Source organism: Gordonia sp. McavH-238-E (genome assembly GCF_022348225.1).
GTDB lineage: Bacteria > Actinomycetota > Actinomycetes > Mycobacteriales > Mycobacteriaceae > Gordonia > Gordonia terrae.
Window position 1 is genome coordinate 68,300 of record NZ_JAKRFE010000014.1, and the last position, 17,355, is coordinate 85,654.

Below are 17,355 nucleotides of genomic sequence, written 5' to 3' on the forward strand. Positions count from 1 at the left end.
GGAGGTGGACGATGAGCAGGACCTATGTGGGGTCGCGGTTACGCCAGTTGCGTTCCGAGCGTGGCCTGTCGCAGGTCGCTCTCGCCCAGACCCTGTCGATCTCGGCGTCGTATCTCAATCAGATCGAGCACGATGCGCGTCCCCTCACCGCCTCGGTGCTCGCCAAGATCACCGAGGCCTTCGGCGTCGATGCCGGGTTCTTCGACTCGCAGGACGACGTCCGTCTGGTCGCCGAGTTGCGGGAGGCCCTGCTCGACGACGATCTCGAGGCATCCCCCGGCGCGCTCGACGCACAGGGGATCAGCGCGATGGTCACGTCGCACCCCGAGATGGCGCAGGCGATGGTGAACCTCCACCGCCGCTATCGGATCGCGACCGATCAGCTCGCGGCGGCCACCGACGAACGCGGGGATCGCAGCATGCGCGGCACCATCAGCGCGCCGCACGAGGAGGTGCGCGACTACTTCTATCAGCGCCGTAACTACATTCACGAACTCGACGTCGCTGCCGAGGGGATGACGACCCGGATGCGGATGCATTCGGCCGACATCCGCCGCGAGATCATGAATCGCATCGAGAGCGTCCACGGCATCAGCATCGTGCGACGCGTCGACCTCGGCGACTACACGCTGCACCGGTTCGACCGCGAGGCCCGGCGCCTGGAGTTCTCCGCATCGCTGTCGGCGGGGCAGCGGACGTTCAAACTCGCGAGCGAACTCTGCTATCTCGAATACCAGGATCTCCTCGACAAGCTGGTCGACGAGGCCAATTTCAGCAGCGAGGACGCCAGGGCGCTCGGACTACTCGGTCTGGCGAACTATTTCGCCGCCGCGGTCGTCCTGCCCTACAGCCAGTTTCACGGCGCGGCAGAGGACTTCCGGTATGACATCGAACGACTGTCCGCCTTCTACTCAGTTTCGTACGAGACGATCTGCCACCGGCTCTCTACACTGCAGCGACCCAACCTACGCGGCATCCCCTGGTCGTTCGTTCGCGTCGACCGCGCGGGGAACATGTCGAAACGCCAGTCCGCCACCGGTTTCCACTTCTCGCAGAGCGGCGGGACGTGCCCGCTCTGGAATGTCTACGAGACCTTCGCCTACCCCGGCAAGATCATCACCCAGATCGCCGAGATGCCCGACGGCCGCAACTACTTCTGGGTGGCACGAACCGTCGAACGCCGCGCGACTCGCTACGGCCAACCCGGCAAGACCTTCGCGATCGGCATGGGTTGCGAACTGCGCCATGCCGCGCGGGTCATCTACTCCGACGGCCTGGAGATCGGGCCGCAGGCACATGTCACGCCGATCGGTGCCGGTTGCCGGGTATGCGAGCGGACCAACTGCGCCCAGCGTGCATTCCCCGCCCTGGGGGCCTCACTGCGCATCGACGAACACACCAGCAGCGTCTCGCCGTACATGAGCCTCACCGAGACACGTCCCGCTCCCTGATCCGAACGAAACACACAACCACTGCTCCCTGAGGTGCGAGGAGCGCTAGCGACCTGCCCCACTGCTCCCTGAGGTGCGAGGAGCGCTGGCGACCTGCCCCACTGCTCCCTGAGGTGCGAGGAGCGCTGGCGACCTGCCCCACTGCTCCCTGAGGTGCGAGGAGCGCTAGCGACGAGCCACGAAGGGCCGTACCACGATCAGCGTCGGCACCCGTTCGGTGCCGGCAGCCCACGCAACCGGTCGTCGAGCCATCTCGCGGTGTCCGGGAAGCCGAGCGCGGCCGCCGACACGTGCTCGGCCCCGTATTCGCGGTAGATAGCGGTGGCACCGAGCGCACACTGCTGGTCGAACAGCGCCCGTGCCTGACTAGCCGGGACCCACCACTCGTAGCGCCCGTGGTAGATCAGCAACGGCATCGACGCCTCGAGATCAGACATGGCCGTGACCTCGAACAGCTTCTCGGCAAGTGCGGAGTGGAACGGATCCGGGTCGGTCGACAGCAGCTGGGTCGGCAGGTGGGCGATGCCGAGATTGCCCATGTCGTCGGTGCAGATGTTGCGGATCTCCGACGTCGCGAGCCATCTCGCCAGATGGTTCGACATCCGCAAGACCTCGGGCCGCTCCCGCGCGATACCGAGCATCGCGGCGTGGAAGACCCCGGAGGCCAGGTTCGCATTCATGGCGCCGGCGAGCGACCGGTAGTCGGCAGGCACCCCGCCGATGGCCGCTCCCACGAAACGGCCGGCGATGTCGGGTGCATATCCGGCGGCGAGGTTGGCCGCTCCGTGGGTGGCGATCGCCCCGCCGGAGTAGCCGACCATCGCGATGGGTCCGTACGCGAAGTTCGTCGGGTCGAGGTCTGCGGCCGCGCGGACCGAGTCGAGGATCACGTGTGCCGCGACATACGGCTCGGCGTACGCCATCCGGGGCCCCGTGTGATCGGGCACGAGCACCGCATAACCGCGATCGAGTGCGAGCTGGGTGAACGGCGGGATCAGATCGGTCTCGTTCGTGTTGTTGGTGAAACCGTGCGCGTAGGTGAACCCTGTCGTGCACCTGGTACCCAACGCGACGATCGGCGAATTGTTGATCAGGACGGGCCGGGCTCCCGGCCCGGTCCACGCCTTGGCCGGCACCAGGAGGGTCGCGGTGCCGAACATCGGTGCGTCGTTCGCGTCGGTTGTCCGGAACTTGACCTGCCGCGCCGACCGCAGCGGGACGAAGACGAGCGGCTGCGCCACGCGCGTCACCGACCGTGTGGACAGGATCTCCCCGGGGGTCCGCGCACCCAGCCCCGCCGGCCAGTGATCGAAGAATCGGTCTCCGCTCGGCGACGGCATGAGCGCTTCGCGGAGTTCTTGCAGTTCCTGCGAGGCGCCCGGGATACGGGACCGTTCCGGGATGCGTGACAACTTCTTGACCGGCGGCGGCGGGATCACCGCGTCGATGTCCGCTGGTAGCTGCGACGGGACCGAGGTGAGGTTGGGCGGTTCGGCGTCGGCCGTCCCGGTTGGACCCGCGACGAGAGCCACCGCGGCTGCCACCGCCGTGATTGCGATCGCTGCCCGTCGAACCGATCGCCGAACTCCCCTTATCGGCATCGCCGATCTCCCGTCTCACATCGGTGACCGTCGAGTCCCCGCCCCCCGGCAGCACATCTGACGACTCGAATCGCGATCACCTGTGGGCCAATGCTAGATGGCGCGGGGCGCACACGCCGTGCCGATTGCGCAGGCGGTCGCACGTGTAGTCCGGTCGGGCGACACGCGAATACCTCTTGGGCACCGGATATCACGGTTGCGTCTCGGTGTGGCGACCATCGATACGCGTTGGGCGCCCGGGCCCGGTTGCGCGTCCTACCGTCACGAGGTGGCGGGTGCATCGGGGCGCCCGCGAAGCGGAGGCACCGTCATGACGACAACCTCAAACCACCGCGGGTCACCGCTCCGGCACCCGTCAGTGTGGACGGTCGGCGTCCTGCTCGCCGCCGTCCTCGCTTCGTCGCATGTCGGACGCGCGGCCGCCGACCCACCGAACATGATGCCGTTGCCGCCGCCTGTCGTCGGGGCGATCGACGAGGCGGTGCCCCCGCCGCCGATTCCCCGACTCGGCGTCATCCCACCGCGTGCGCGGGCCGGCGGATTCGACCACCGCACACTCGAATTGCTCGAATCGATCCTGCCCTCGCCCACCGGGGACCCGATGTTCGACCGCTGGCCGGTGGATCTGCTCGGCCGCGCGCCGGGCGACGTGATCGCCACCCGCGATGTCACCGCGGCCGCCGGTCCCGTGGTGACGGTACCGCTCCGATCGGCGACACTGATCAAGTTCCGGAGCACCGATGCCGTCGGGGCACCGATCTACGGCACGGCGACCCTGCTGATCCCGCGACGGGCGGTCGACGCATCGATGCCGATGCTGGTGAACAACCTCCCGATCGATTCCCTCGGCGCCGCCTGTACGCCCGGATACACACTCGCGCACGGGTTCTCCATTGCGACCGGGGTCACGGACCTCATCCCGCCGGCCACCCAGCTCGCCCTGGACCAGGGCTTTGCGGTTCTCGTGCCCGACCACCAGGGTCCCCGGATGGCCTACGCCGAACCGGTACTCGCCGGCCACGTGACGCTCGACGCCATCCGCGCTGCCGTTCAGGTGCGACCGGACACGCTGCGCGACAGTCGGATAGCGATGACCGGATACTCCGGCGGCGCCATCGCCACACACGGAGCGTCGAAACTGTTGGGCGACTATGCCCCCGAACTCACCGAGCAGGTCGTCGGGGCGGCACTCGGCGGTGTCCCGGCCGACTTCCGCATGCTCGTCGGGAGCATGAACGCAAACCTGGCGTCCGGCCTGTTCCATGCCGCCACTTTCGGTATCGCGCGCGAACATCCGGAGATCCTGGTCCTGGCCAACCGGCCGGCGCGATGGCTGGCCTCGTCGCCGTTGAAAAACGTGTGCGTCATCCCCGAGGCGATCGCCGGAGGGACCTTCCTACCGATGCAGGTGCTGTCCGACGACCCCGACCCGTTCCGGTCGCCGACCGCCGAACGCGTCTACCGGCTGACCCGGATGGCCGATCGCGTGTCCGCGATTCCGCTGCTGATCTACCACGGCACCCACGAGTGGTGGATACCTGCCGCCGGCGCCCGGGCGCTCTATCGCGAGCAGTGTGCGCACGGCGCCACCGCGGCCTACCGCGAGATCTTCGGTGAACACGTCGCCGCGGCGCTACTCGGCTTCCCGGTCGCTCTCGACTGGCTCGATCGTCGACTTCGTGGCGAACCGGCCGTCGACGAGTGCCGCCGCTGAGCGCCGAGACGTTTTGCGCCGGGTCAGAAGACGAGGACGCGGAGATTCTCGGCGACGCAGGCGGGTTTGGCCTCCCCCTCGATCTCCACTGTGTTGGTGACAACCATGTTCACGCCCTTGGGCGTCTCCTCGATCGAGGTGATCACCGCGTTGGACCGGATACGGGCGCCGACCTTCACCGGATTCGGGAAGCGCAACTTGTTCATCCCGTAGTTGAGGACCAACTTGGGACCCTCGACGGTGAAGATCTTGCCGGCGATCATCGGCAGCAGCGACACCGTCAGGTACCCGTGCGCGATGGTCGTCCCGAACGGACCGGACTTCGCACGCTCGGGATCGACGTGAATCCACTGGTGATCGCCGGTCGCATCGGCGAAGGCGTCGACCCGTTCCTGGGTGATCTCGAGCCACTCGCCCGACCCCAGATCCTCGCCGATCGCGGCCTTGAGTTCGTCGACACTGGTGAACGTCCGTGTGCTGTGCGTCATAGTCCGCGTAGTCTACCGTGGGGCCATGGGCACACCTCGCGTCGCACCGGGTGGTTTCCGGGAGCTAGGGCCGGTCAATTTCGTCTTCGCACGGGGAGCCGCGCGCACGATCGGGGTGGACGACGCGCACATCTTCTCCACGCTCGGCCGCGCGAAGGGACTGTTCCGCGGCTGGCTCCACTTCAGCAGCCGACTCATGCCGTTCGGAGTGTTGCCGCGCAAGGACTCCGAGATGGTGATCATCCGGGTGGCGCACCTTCGGAAATGCGACTACGAACTCGATCATCACCGACGCCTCGGCCGTCGGGCCGGGATCACCGCGGACGAGTTCGACCGCATCCTGGAGGGTCCCGACGCCGGGTGGGGCGATCGCGAACGCGCCATCCTGCGGGCCGTCGACGAACTCGTCGAGACAAAGGACGTCTCCGACATCGCCTGGCAGGCGTTGTCCCGGCACCTCGACGACCGAAAGCTCATCGGCTTCACCTTGCTTGTCGGCCAGTACGACAGTCTCGCAACCACCATCCACACGCTGCGCATCCAGCGCGACACCCGCTCCTGAGATGGAGTCGATCGCGCAGCGGCTGATGCGCAACGAGTACTTCGCCGAGATCTACGAACACCTGTGGCGACCGACTTTCACGCGGCTCTTCAGTCTGGGCGGCCGGTCCACCGCCGACTTCGATCGCGCGCTGCGCGCCTACCTCGCCCGCCCCGGCGACCGCCTGGTGCTCGATGTCGCCTGTGGGCCCGGCAATTACACGCGAGAGATCGCCGATGGCCTCACCGGCGACGGTCGGTGCATCGGCGTGGACTTCTCCGCACCCATGCTGGCGCGGGCCGCGCAGACCAACGCCGTGGGGCGGGCCGCGTTCCTGCGCGGTGACGCCCACGCACTGCCGTTCGCCGACAACACCTTCGACGTGGTCACCTGCCTGGCCGCGCTCTACCTGATCCCCGATCCCCTACCAGTAGTCGACGAATTGGTGCGAGTGACCGCGCCCGGTGGCGAGATCGTGGTCTTCACCTCGGTGGCCACCCCGCTCACCTCACTCCCGGGTGTCCGGCCACTCGCCGGAGCGAGCGGATACCGGATCTTCGACGACCACGAGATCGTCGAGCGCCTCCGTCGCGCCGGAGTGGACGACGTCGAGCAGACCATCACCGGCCAGGGGCAATTCGTGCTGGCACGCAAGACGGGATCGTAGGGGCCCGACCCCTCTTCAGAACGACCGGTAGTCACGGATGGTCATCCGCGGTCCGCGACGCTCGGGGCGAACGCCGCCCCGCGTGACCATCCGGATGATGCGCTGTCGCTGTCCCGCATAGGGTTCGAGCAACTCGAGCATGCCCGCGTCGTCGACGGCCTCGCCGATCAGCGTGAGCCCCACCAGCTTCGGGATGTGGTAGTCGCCGACGTTGACGACGTCGGGGTCGCCAAGCGCCCGCGAGAGCGTCTCGGCCTCGGTCCATCGCCCGACGCCGCGTAGCACGGTGAGCTTGGCCGCATGGCGTTCGACGTCGAGGGCGGTCGCCCCGCGGATCGTCCGCATCCGGACCGGTTCGATGCCGCTGCGGTGCCACTCCCAACTCGGGATGCGGGCCCACTCCGCTCGGGGCGGTGGCACCCTCATCGTCTCCGGAACCGGTCCGGGCGCGGGAGTACCGAAGCGGCGCAACAGATACCGCCATGCGCGGAACGCCTCGGCGCCCACGACCTTCTGTTCGAGGATCGCGGGCACCAAGGCCTCCCACACACGATCGGTGCGCCCGAGGCGCAATCCCTCGGTGCGACGGACGAGTTCGCTCACCACGGGGTGACGTGGAACCAGCGCGTTCGGATCATCGCTCGCCCCGAGGAAATCGGGCATCTGCTCGAGCAGCCAGTCCGCCCCCGGCCCCCAGGCGCGTCCGGTGATGGTCGTGCCATCGGAGCGAACGGTCAGCGTGCCCGGCCCATCGGGCGTGTACGCCGCCCGCCACACCGACCTGTCTCGTCCGTAGACGAAAGCGGGGTCGCCCGCACCGCGCCGGTGCAGGCCGACCGTCGCCCCGATGTCCAGCGGCCACGGGGGTGTCCACTCGCGGACACGTTCGGCGGCACTCACTCGCCTACAGGTTGATCATGTGCCCGATCGCGCCGTGGAACGTCTCCTGGAGTGCCTCCGACAGGGTCGGGTGCGTGTGCACGTTGCGGGCGAGTTCCTTGGCGGTGAGGTCCCACTTGTGGGCCAGCGTCATCTCCGGGAGCATCTCGGAGACGTTGTCGCCCACGAGGTGTCCGCCGAGGAGTTCGTCGGTGTCGGCGTTGGTGAGCAGCTTCACGAAGCCCGCCGTCTCGCCGAGTCCCTGCGCCTTGCCGTTGGCCGAGAACGGGAAGGTCGTCGCCTTCACGTTGTAGCCCTCGTCCTTGGCCTGCGCCTCGGTGAGTCCGAAGGACGCGACCTGGGGCTGGCTGAACGTCGCGCGCGGCATGAACCGGTAGTCCCCGAGGGTCATGGTCTCGACGCCGGCCATGGTCTCCGCGGCCACCACACCCTGCGCCTCGGCGACGTGGGCGAGCTGCAGCTTGGCGGTGACGTCACCGATGGCGTAGATGCCCTCGACGTTGGTCCGCATGTAGTCGTCGATCGCGATGGCGCCGCGGTCGGTGAGTTCGACGCCGGTCTTCTCGAGGCCGAAGCCCTCGACGCGCGGGGCGAAACCGACCGACATGAGGACCTTGTCGACGGTGAGCTCGCCGTCCTTGTCCTTGGCGTCGGTGTAGGTGACGGTCACGCTGTCGCCGTTGTCGGTCACCGACTGCACACGGGTGCCGGTGAGCAGCTTGATGCCGAGCTTCTTGTACTCCTTGGCGAGCGCCTTCGACGAGTCGGCGTCCTCGTTGGGCAGCACGCGGTCGAGGAACTCGACGATGGTGACGTCCACGCCGTAGTTGGCCATGACGTAGCCGAATTCCATGCCGATGGCGCCCGCGCCGACGATGACGATGGAGTCGGGCAGTTCACGGGTGAGGATCTGGTCCTCGTAGGTGACCACGTTGTCCGACAGTTCGACGCCGGGGAGCAGCTTGACGGTCGACCCGGTGTCGATGATGACATTGTCGAAGGTGATCTCGCGATCGCCCACCGTGATCGTCTTGGCGTCGGTGAACACGCCGTATCCGTCGATCTCGGTGATCTTGTTCTTCTTCATCAGGTAGTGGACACCCTTGACGATGCCCTCCGAGACCTTGCGGCTGCGGTCGAATGCTGCTCCGAAGTCGAAGGAGACGTCGCCGCTGATGCCGAAGGTCTTGGCCTGATGATTGAAGATGTGCGCGAGTTCGGCGTTGCGCAGCAGTGCCTTGGACGGGATACATCCGACGTTCAGACACACACCGCCCCAGTACTTCTCCTCGATGACGGCGGTTTTCATGCCCAGCTGAGCCGACCGGATCGCGGCTACGTACCCACCTGGACCTGCACCCAATACAACTGTTTGAAAGTGTTCAGCCACGACAGTCAGCCTACGTCGCGTCCGACCGTCGCCGCAGAGTGTCCCACTACTCGCCGGTAGCAGTCCTCTGATTTCAATCATTGATTGAAACACCGACTGAACTGTGCTTTGCTGCTCGTGTGACCCAGACCACCCGAGATGAACGTGGTGCCGGGCGTCGCGGTTCGACGCCGATGCCCACGCGCGACGCCCTGCTGGCCGTCGCCGAACGTCTCTTCCTCGCCGACGGATACGACAAGGTGTCCGTCCGGGCGATCTGCGCGGCCGCCGACGCCAACCCGGCCGCGGTGCACTATCACTTCGGCACCAAAGACGACCTCACCATCGCGCTGCTGCAGTCCCGGCTCGGTCCGCTGTGGGCCGACCCGCTCGCCTCACTCGACCCGGCCGGCACGCCGATCGCTCAGGTCGTCGACGTGGTGGTGACCCCTTTCGTCGACCTGCAGGCCGACCCGACCGGACACCTGCACCTACGGCTGCTCGCCCGGTTCGTGTTCGCCCATCCCGGTGCGAGCTGGACGTCGCGCTGGTTCGATCTCGACCCCTTCGCGGACATGCTCGCCGAGGCCGTCCCCGGCCTGACCGCGAGCGAGGCGCGCCGGCGCTGGGCCCTCGCCTTCCAGCTCATCCTCCTGCGGTTCGGCGGCACCGAGACGTTGAGCACCCCCGCGGTGACGGCCCTGGCCGGGTTCGTCACCGCCGGACTGACCGCCCCCGCCACCTAGACACGAGTGAGAGGACCTGTCGTGGACAGCGCCACCACCGGACCGTTCAGCCCCGCCCGGCTGGGCCCGTTGCAGCTGCGGAACCGGCTGATCAAATGCGCCACCTTCGAGGGGATGACGCCCGACGCACTGGTGACCGACGAGCTCATCGAGTTCCATCGCGAGGTCGCGGCCGGTGGTGTCGCCATGAGCACCGTCGCCTACTGTGCGATCTCACCCGAGGGCCGCACCGACCGCCACCAGATCTGGATGCGCCCGGAGGCGGTTCCCGGTCTGCAGCGACTCACCGACGCCATCCACGCCGAGGGTGCGCTCGCCGCCGCCCAACTGGGACATGCGGGCGCGGTCGCGAACTCGGCGTCGAACCGGGCCCCCTCCCTCGGGCCGTCACGGATACCCGCGCCGATGGGGATGTCGGTGACCCGCGCAATCAGCGTCGACGACATCGCCGACCTGCGGACCACGTTCCGTCGGGCCGCCCGGCTCGCGGTGGACTCCGGCTTCGACGGGCTCGAGATCCATTGCGGCCACAACTATCTCATCTCCAGCTTCCTGTCTCCCCTGCTGAACCGTCGTCGCGACGCCTACGGCGGGAGCCTCGTCAACCGCGCACGTATCGCACGCGAGGTGGTCGAGACCGTGCGCGACGAGGTCGGCGACGAGGCGGCGATCTGGGTCAAACTGAACACCTTCGACGGCGTCGGCCGGGTCGACCTCGAGCGCTCTCCCGCGGCGCGGGCGCGCGGCCGGTCGGTGTTGAGCGGTTTCAATGTCGACGAGGCGTGCCGGGTGGCGCAGCTGCTGGAGTCCGACGGTCACCTGGACGCCATCGAACCCACCGCGGGGAGTTCACTTCTCAACCCGATGTACCTGTTCCACGGCGAGGCGCCGCGCAAGGAGTTCGCCGACGCCTTCTCCGGCGCGATGAAGTACGGCCTCAAGGCGTTCGCGCCGATCTTCCTGAAGCACTACCGCTATCACGACGCCTACCTGCTGCCCCTTGCGCGTGAGCTCCGCAAGGCCGTCGATCTGCCGCTGATCCTCCTGGGCGGCGTCACCGACCGGGCCTCGATGGACCTCGCTCTCGCCGAGGGTTTCGATTTCGTGGCCATGGGCCGCGCTCTGTTGCGTGAACCCGACCTTCCGCTGCGCCTGGCCGCCGACCCCACGACGACATCGAAGTGCATCCACTGCAACCTCTGCATGCCGACGATCTACTCGCACACCCGATGCCCGATCCGGGCAGGCGAAGTCCCCGACCCGGTGACTGCCGGCCGTTAGGGTGGTGCCCATGCCTCCTCGCCGCCGCAAGGACACCCCGCCACCGGCGACCGGCGCTTCGGAGAAGGAGGTGCTCGTCGGTTTCCTCGACTATCTGCGGGCGTCGGCGGTGGCCAAACTCGACGGCGTCGCCGAAGACGACGCTCGTGCGCCCGCCGTTCCGTCGGGCACCAGCCTCCTCGGCCTGGTCCGGCACCTGACGTTTGTGGAACGGTTCTTCTTCCTCGGCGAGGACGCCGACGACTGGCAGGCGACGTTCACCTGCCCGGACACCGACACCGTGGCATCGGTCCAGGACGCCTATCGCCGTGCGGTATCCGAGGCCGGCGCGGTCATCGAGTCCTACACCGATCTCGCCGCACCTGCGCCGCGAGCGAGCGGACGACGCTCCTCACCCTCCATGAGGTGGGCGCTGACCCACCTGATCGAGGAGACCGCTCGTCACGCGGGGCACCTGGACATCATCCGCGAAGGCATCGACGGCAAGACCGGGCGCTGAACATCACCGGCGGATGAATTCTCCGTTGCTCTCCTCGTCGTCGTAGTACTCGATCGTCATCCGCGGTCCGTCGAAGGTGACCTGCGAGATCGAACCCGGCTCGGCGTTCTCGTTGAGCAGCCTGAAGGTGAAGGTGTTGCCGTCCCAGTGGGCGAGCTCGTGCTTGCGCACCCCGCCCGGGCCCATCTCCAGGACGAGCTTCCCATCCCGCTCGACGACCTCCGCCGGTCCGTACACCGGATTCGCGTACGTGCCCACATACGACGGCAGTGGCTGCGGCGGAGCGGGATTCGACGGCGGTTCCTTGCCGACGAGTTCACCCTCCGGCACGCTCAGCGGCGCATACGCCTTGGCGTACAGGTCGCGCCAGTCGTTGCGGATCTCACCGAACTGCACGAGGTCCATGAACTCGGCGGCGATCGCGTCGACCGCACCGAGGGGCGCGGCGTTGGAGAGGACCACGATGGCGGTGTCGCCGGACGGCAGGATCGAGAACACCGTTCCGGCGCCCGAGGCGAAGGCCCCGGCGTGGTTGAACTGCGTCCGCGCGTCCTCGGTGACCCCGACGTTGAAGCCGTAGCCGTACGAACCGGCGCGGGAGTCGGGCGTCTGGGGCGGATTGGACACGACCTGCGGTGAGACCGCCGGGAGCAGGGCGTCGGGTGCCACGACCTCCTGTCCGTTGTGCTTGCCCTGGGCCAGCACCATCTTCAGCCAGATCGCCATGTCGTTCACGGTCGAACTGACGCCGCCCGCGGGTGACTGGGCGTCGGGTTCACGCGGGATCGGGGTCTTGACCCACTTGTCGTCTTCCTTGATGTGCCCGACCGCGCGGTCCGCCCGGCGCTCGAAGTCGACGTATCGCGAGCTGGTGCTGGTCATGCCCAGCGGGCCGTAGATGAGGTCCTGAGACAGCGTCGCCCAGTCCGTCCCGGCCTTCACCGCCACCGCCTCACCACCGGCCGTCACCCCGAAGTTGGTGTAGGCGTAGCTGATCCGGAACGGATCGAGCGGCATGAAACGCATGCGCTGCAAGATCTCGTCGCGCGAGTAACCCATGTCCTCGAGTTTGTCGCCCGCATGGTCCGGGAGGCCGGACCGGTGGGAGTACATGTCGCCGACCGTGACCGTGCGGGTGACATACGGTTCGGCGAGCGCGAACCAGGGCAGTGATTCCACGATCGGCATCTCCCAGGTGACCGTCTTGTCGGTGACGGCTGCCGCGACCACCGTCGATCCGACCGACTTCGACACCGACGCGAGCTGGAAGACGGTGTTCGCGTCGACCGCGTCACCGGTGGTGATGTCCTTCACGCCGAACCCCTTGGCGTACTTCGTCTCCCCACCCGACACCACGGCCACGGCCACCCCGGGGATCTTCGTCGACTCCATCATCGAGTTGACGAGGTCGTCGAGCTGTCCGACCGCCTTGTCGACGGCATCGGCCGGCAGCGGCTCGGCGGCGACAGAATTCGGATTGGCCGGCGACGAGCCCGACGGTGGCGCACCGGTCCCCGACGACCCGCTGTCGCAGGCGGCGACGAGGGCGATCACCGCGACCGCGGAGCAGGTGGCCATCGAGAGACGACCCCATCTCGACACCCGGGGCGGCTCATGGCCGGGACAGCGGACGGGAACGGAATGGGCAGTGGCCATGGGGGTCTCCTCGACGTCGCTGCGTCACGATACCCCGGAGACAACGGCCCGAGGAGGCGTTTTGCCGGGGTCGGCGCCGCGCGGGGATCAGCCGGTCCGGCCCGCCCGCGTAGTTTGGACGCCATGACCGAGCACGGCGACCACGGCACCGCGTCCACCGACACCACACCCGACGACGATCCGTACCTGTGGCTGGAGGAGGTCACCGGCGACGAGGCGCTGTCGTGGGTGCGCGCGCACAACGAGCCCACGGTCGCGGCGCTGACCGCCTCGGAACGGTTCCGCGAGCTGGAGGCCGCGACGCTGGCGGCCCTCGACACCGACGACCGCATCCCCTATGCACGGCGGCGTGGGGAGTATCTCTACAACTTCTGGCGCGACGCGACCAACCCGCGCGGACTCTGGCGCCGGACCACGTACGACTCCTATGTCACCGATGCCCCCGACTGGGATGTCCTCATCGACGTCGATCAACTCGCCCGCGACGAGGACGAGAACTGGGTATGGGCCGGTGCGACCGCGCTGCGTCCCGAGTACGAGCGCGCGCTGATCTCCCTTTCGCGGGGTGGCGCCGACGCCACCGTCGTCCGCGAGTTCGACATCCCGTCCCGCACCTGGGTGACCGATGGATTCGTCCTGCCCGAGAACAAGTCCGATGTCGGTTGGATCGACCGTGACACCGTCTACGTCGGAACGGATTTCGGCGAGCAACGGGACGGGCAGGGCTCGCTGACCGACTCCGGCTATCCCCGCGTCGTCAAGCGATGGACGCGCGGCACCCCGCTCTCGGATGCCGTGACGGTCTTCACGGGCGAGACCGGTGACGTGTCGGTGCGCGCGTCGTACGACAGCACACCGGGATTCGAGCGTCACTTCGTCGGACGCGCCACGGACTTCTTCAACTCGCTCGACTACGAACTACGCGACGGGACCACCGAGTTGCTCGACGTCCCCACCGACGCCCACGCCGGGGTGCGGATGAACTGGCTGCTGGTGCTGTCGCGATCGGAGTGGGAGGTGGACGGCACGACCCACGCCCCGGGCACGCTGCTGGCCTTCGATTACGAGTCCTACCGGTCGGGCAACCGGGACGCGACCGTCCTGTTCGCACCCGACGCGCACACGAGTCTCGTCGACTACGCCTACACGCGTTCGCATCTCATCATCGTGAAGCTCCACGACGTGCACACCGGGGTCGAGGTCCGCGAGCTCGGGACGTGGCGGGTCGTCGACATGCCGGGACTACCCGACCTCGCCACCGTCTCGGTGCTCGACACCGACCCCGACGAGAGCGACGAGGTGTTCTGGTCGGCGACGTCGTTCACCGATCCGCCGAGCCTTCTGCACGGCAACAGCGGCCACGCACCCGAGGTGATCAAGCGCAGTCCCGCATTCTTCGACGCCGACTCGGTGACCGCGGAGCAGCACTTCGCGACCTCCGACGACGGCACCCAGGTCCCGTACTTCGTCGTGCGGCGCCGCGACGTGTCCCACGGCCCGACTCTCCTGTACGGCTACGGCGGGTTCGAGAACGCCCTCACTCCGAGCTACCTCGCCATCGCCGGACAGAGCTGGGTCGAACGCGGCGGGATCTACGTCATCGCCAACATCCGCGGCGGCGGCGAGTACGGACCGTCGTGGCACACCCAGGCCCAGAAAGCCGGGCGGCACAAGGTCTACGAGGATTTCGCCGCGGTGGCGCGCGCCCTCGTCGACACCGGGCTGACGACACCCGCACAGCTGGGCGCGCAGGGCGGTTCCAACGGCGGGTTGCTCATGGGTGTGATGCTGACCCGGTACCCCGAGTTGTTCGGCGCCCTGGTGTGCCAGGTGCCGCTCATCGACATGAAGCGCTACCACCTCCTGCTGGCCGGAGCGTCGTGGATGGCCGAGTACGGCGACCCCGACGATCCCGCGCAATGGGAGTTCATGAAGCCGTTCTCGCCGTACCAGAACGTCGACGCCGAGGCGACCTATCCGCCCATCCTGGTGACCACCTCGACGCGCGACGACCGGGTCCACCCCGGCCATGCACGCAAACTCGTTGCACGCCTGGAGGAAACAGGACACGACGTGCAGTACTACGAGAACATCGAGGGTGGCCACGGCGGCGCCGCGGACAACAAGCAGTCCGCGTTCAAGTCGGCGCTCGCCTACGAATTCCTCTGGCGGACACTGTCTCCCGAGGACTGACCGCTCCGGAAGACCACCACAGCTGCGGGACGGACCGACCGCTCCCCGACGACGAGCCCCGGACGCAGGAGCTCGGCGACCGTGCGGTCCGCCGAGGTGTCGGTCGCCGCTCGGACATCGACCGCTTCCATGGTGCGGGCATCGAAGTCGGCACCGGGCGGCGGGGCGACGACGGCACCGCCACGGCCGACGATGAGCCGTTCCAGTCCGGCGCGCAACAACTCGAATGCGGGCCGGTCGGCCTCCGATGCGGAGACCACACACGTCGCCGCATCGGTGTGGAGCGCGAACAGGTCGACCAGCAGCGGAACGTCGGCCGTCGCGGACCCACCCGGCCGCTTGGCCGCGTCGACGAGCCGTTCGATCGTCCGGGTCTGCCGTGCCACCACAAGTGCGAGGTCGGACACCTGCTCCCGCAACTGCTCGAGCCCAGCGGTTCGGTCGGGTGCTGCGCCCTCCGGAGACGTCATTCCGCCAGCGTAATCAACACCCGCCCGCTCCTCGACCGACACCGGCGAGACCGTCTGCGCTGCTAGCATCCCCGATCGTGGGCGTAATCGGAATCGACCTGGGAACCACCAACTCGGCGATGGCGAAGATCGATGCCGACGGTCGCCCGGAGGTGATCGTCGGACTGACCGGTGCACCGACCACCCCGTCGACGGTCCTGCTCACCTCGCCCACCGACCACGTCGTCGGCGAAGGGGCGCGCCGGCAGGCCCGGCTCGACCCCGAGAACGTCTGCAGTCTGGTGAAACGACGGATGGGCGACGCGCAGTGGCGTTTCGTCGCACACGGCCAGACCTGGTCGGCGCCGGCGATCTCGGCGCTCATCCTCCGATCGCTGATCTCCGATGCCGCCTTCGCCGGTGAGCAGGTCGACCGCGCCGTGATCACCGTGCCCGCGTACTTCGGCGACGAGGAGCGGCGCGCGACGATCCAGGCGGGCACGTACGCGGGCCTGGACGTCGCGGGGGTCCTGTCCGAACCGATCGCCGCGGCACTGTCCTACGGGTTCAGCCGGCTCACCGATCCCGTGGCCACGAGTACGGCCGACGAGACGGTGCTGGTCTACGACCTCGGCGGCGGCACCTTCGACGCGACGGTCATCGAACTCGCCGACCGTCGGATCACCGTGTTGGCCGTCGACGGTGATCATCAACTCGGCGGTGCCGACTGGGACGAGCGGCTGGCGCTCCATCTCTCGCGCACCTTCTGCGCCGAGAATCCCGATGCCGAGGACCCGCTCGACGACTCGGCCGGTTCACAAACTCTGATCCTCGCTGCCGAGCGCGCGAAACACGAACTGACCGACTCCGATTCGACGTCGGTGATCGTCGCTCACGACGGCGCCCGGTCGGTCATCCCGCTCACCCGTGCCGAACTCGAGGAACTGACCCGCCCCCTGCTGGCCCGCACCGTCGAACTGACGAGGTCGTGCCTGGCCGCCGCCGAACGCCGAGGGGTGTCCACCGTCGACCGGGTCCTGCTGGTCGGCGGCTCGTCGCGGATGCCGATGGTCGCCCGAGAGCTCGCCGCCACGCTGGGGAAGACCCCCGAAATCGACGATCCCGATCTCGCCGTTGCCCGCGGCGCCGCGATCTACGGCGAGAAGCTCGAGATCGAGCGGCTCGTCCGCGCCGACCTCGCCGCCCGCGGCCGACTCCGCGAGGACCGCGGACTCGACGGGGTCGCGCAGGCCGATCTCGACGAATCGTGCACACGGGTCGCGCACGCGTTCGCGTTGCCGGTCAGCAGCGTCCGGCGGATGCTCGAGATCAGCGTCGACACGGTGGTCTCCCGCGGGTTCGGGGTGCTGGCGGTCAACGGTCACAGCGGTGAGCTGGAGGCCAGCTGGCTGGTGCACCGCAATCAGACGCTGCCGGTCCAGGTGCGCCGGTCGTTCGGGACCATGCGACGCGACCAGTCCCGCATCGAACTGGTCGTGCTGGAACAGCAGGGACAGGCCGCCTCTCCCCGTCCCGAAGACGCCAAGGTCCTCATCGAGGGGGCGATCACCGACATCCCACCCGGTTACGACGAGGGCAGCGAGGTCTCGGTGACCTTCGAGATGGCCTTCGACGGCGTCCTGCATGTCACCGCGTTCCACGTCGATGCCCGGATCCCACTGACACTGTCGGCCAAGACCGGTGCCTCGCTCTCGAAGTCGGAGGTCGAGCGCGAACTCGAACAGGTCCACCGGTCCCGGCGCCGCGAGCAGTGACCGATCTCGGGGTGAGGCAGGGGAT

15 protein-coding genes are annotated in these 17,355 nt (G+C 68.0%); 9 read left to right on the forward strand and 6 right to left on the reverse strand.

Annotated features, from left to right (window positions below; translation table 11 throughout):
• Positions 1 to 11 precede the first annotated feature (11 nt).
• Complete coding sequence (ramB, locus tag MHN80_RS20075) at positions 12 to 1,451, forward strand: acetate metabolism transcriptional regulator RamB (RefSeq protein ID WP_004022741.1); 1,440 nt, start codon at positions 12 to 14, stop codon at positions 1,449 to 1,451.
• A gap of 197 nt (positions 1,452 to 1,648) precedes the next feature.
• Here the strand turns inward: ramB and MHN80_RS20080 are convergent, their stop codons facing one another.
• Positions 1,649 to 3,052 (reverse strand): lipase family protein, encoded by a 1,404-nt coding sequence (locus MHN80_RS20080; RefSeq protein ID WP_239403400.1) that lies wholly within the window; start codon positions 3,050 to 3,052, stop codon positions 1,649 to 1,651.
• A 310-nt stretch (positions 3,053 to 3,362) separates the two neighbouring features.
• Between MHN80_RS20080 and MHN80_RS20085 the strand changes: the two genes are divergently transcribed.
• Positions 3,363 to 4,766, forward strand: a complete 1,404-nt coding sequence (locus tag MHN80_RS20085; RefSeq protein WP_239403401.1) for a lipase family protein — start codon at positions 3,363 to 3,365, stop codon at positions 4,764 to 4,766.
• 23 nt (positions 4,767 to 4,789) lie between these two features.
• Here the strand turns inward: MHN80_RS20085 and MHN80_RS20090 are convergent, their stop codons facing one another.
• Positions 4,790 to 5,254, reverse strand: coding sequence for a MaoC family dehydratase (locus MHN80_RS20090; protein WP_004022738.1), 465 nt, complete (start codon positions 5,252 to 5,254; stop codon positions 4,790 to 4,792).
• 25 nt (positions 5,255 to 5,279) lie between these two features.
• Here MHN80_RS20090 and MHN80_RS20095 point away from each other — a divergent pair, with 25 nt between their 5' ends.
• Both MHN80_RS20095 and MHN80_RS20100 read left to right on the forward strand, forming a co-directional pair.
• Positions 5,280 to 5,816 (forward strand): carboxymuconolactone decarboxylase family protein, encoded by a 537-nt coding sequence (locus tag MHN80_RS20095; RefSeq protein ID WP_101822214.1) that lies wholly within the window; start codon positions 5,280 to 5,282, stop codon positions 5,814 to 5,816.
• A 1-nt stretch (position 5,817) separates the two neighbouring features.
• On the forward strand, positions 5,818 to 6,462 hold the full coding sequence (locus tag MHN80_RS20100) for a class I SAM-dependent methyltransferase (protein ID WP_239403402.1): 645 nt from the start codon (positions 5,818 to 5,820) through the stop codon (positions 6,460 to 6,462).
• Between the two features lie 15 nt (positions 6,463 to 6,477).
• Here the strand turns inward: MHN80_RS20100 and MHN80_RS20105 are convergent, their stop codons facing one another.
• Entirely contained in the window at positions 6,478 to 7,362 is an 885-nt protein-coding gene (locus tag MHN80_RS20105) for a DNA-3-methyladenine glycosylase (protein WP_239403403.1), read from the reverse strand.
• A 4-nt stretch (positions 7,363 to 7,366) separates the two neighbouring features.
• A complete protein-coding gene (gene lpdA, locus MHN80_RS20110; protein WP_239403404.1) occupies positions 7,367 to 8,752 on the reverse strand; it encodes a dihydrolipoyl dehydrogenase in 1,386 nt (461 codons plus the stop codon).
• A gap of 119 nt (positions 8,753 to 8,871) precedes the next feature.
• Between lpdA and MHN80_RS20115 the strand changes: the two genes are divergently transcribed.
• From MHN80_RS20115 to MHN80_RS20125, 3 genes are read left to right on the forward strand one after another with little or no spacing between them, the layout of a single operon-like run.
• On the forward strand, positions 8,872 to 9,477 hold the full coding sequence (locus MHN80_RS20115; protein WP_239403405.1) for a TetR/AcrR family transcriptional regulator: 606 nt from the start codon (positions 8,872 to 8,874) through the stop codon (positions 9,475 to 9,477).
• Between the two features lie 21 nt (positions 9,478 to 9,498).
• Complete coding sequence (locus tag MHN80_RS20120) at positions 9,499 to 10,758, forward strand: NADH:flavin oxidoreductase (protein ID WP_239403406.1); 1,260 nt, start codon at positions 9,499 to 9,501, stop codon at positions 10,756 to 10,758.
• A gap of 10 nt (positions 10,759 to 10,768) precedes the next feature.
• The gene (locus tag MHN80_RS20125) at positions 10,769 to 11,257 is read left to right on the forward strand and encodes a DinB family protein (protein WP_064569240.1); all 489 of its coding nucleotides are present in this window, start codon (positions 10,769 to 10,771) and stop codon (positions 11,255 to 11,257) included.
• A gap of 3 nt (positions 11,258 to 11,260) precedes the next feature.
• Here the strand turns inward: MHN80_RS20125 and MHN80_RS20130 are convergent, their stop codons facing one another.
• Positions 11,261 to 12,835 carry a serine hydrolase gene (locus MHN80_RS20130; protein ID WP_239403429.1) on the reverse strand — a complete coding sequence of 525 codons (1,575 nt, stop codon included), beginning with the start codon at positions 12,833 to 12,835 and terminating at the stop codon, positions 11,261 to 11,263.
• 201 nt (positions 12,836 to 13,036) lie between these two features.
• Here MHN80_RS20130 and MHN80_RS20135 point away from each other — a divergent pair, with 201 nt between their 5' ends.
• Entirely contained in the window at positions 13,037 to 15,106 is a 2,070-nt protein-coding gene (locus MHN80_RS20135) for a prolyl oligopeptidase family protein (RefSeq protein WP_239403407.1), read from the forward strand.
• On the opposite strand, the gene grpE is transcribed toward MHN80_RS20135, so the two are convergent.
• Entirely contained in the window at positions 15,067 to 15,576 is a 510-nt protein-coding gene (gene grpE / locus MHN80_RS20140) for a nucleotide exchange factor GrpE (RefSeq protein WP_239403408.1), read from the reverse strand. The two genes, MHN80_RS20135 and grpE, sit on opposite strands and share 40 nt — an antisense overlap.
• Positions 15,577 to 15,653: 77 nt before the next feature.
• On the opposite strand from grpE, the gene MHN80_RS20145 reads away from it, so the two are divergent.
• Positions 15,654 to 17,330 carry an Hsp70 family protein gene (locus MHN80_RS20145; protein WP_239403409.1) on the forward strand — a complete coding sequence of 559 codons (1,677 nt, stop codon included), beginning with the start codon at positions 15,654 to 15,656 and terminating at the stop codon, positions 17,328 to 17,330.
• Positions 17,331 to 17,355 lie beyond the last annotated feature (25 nt).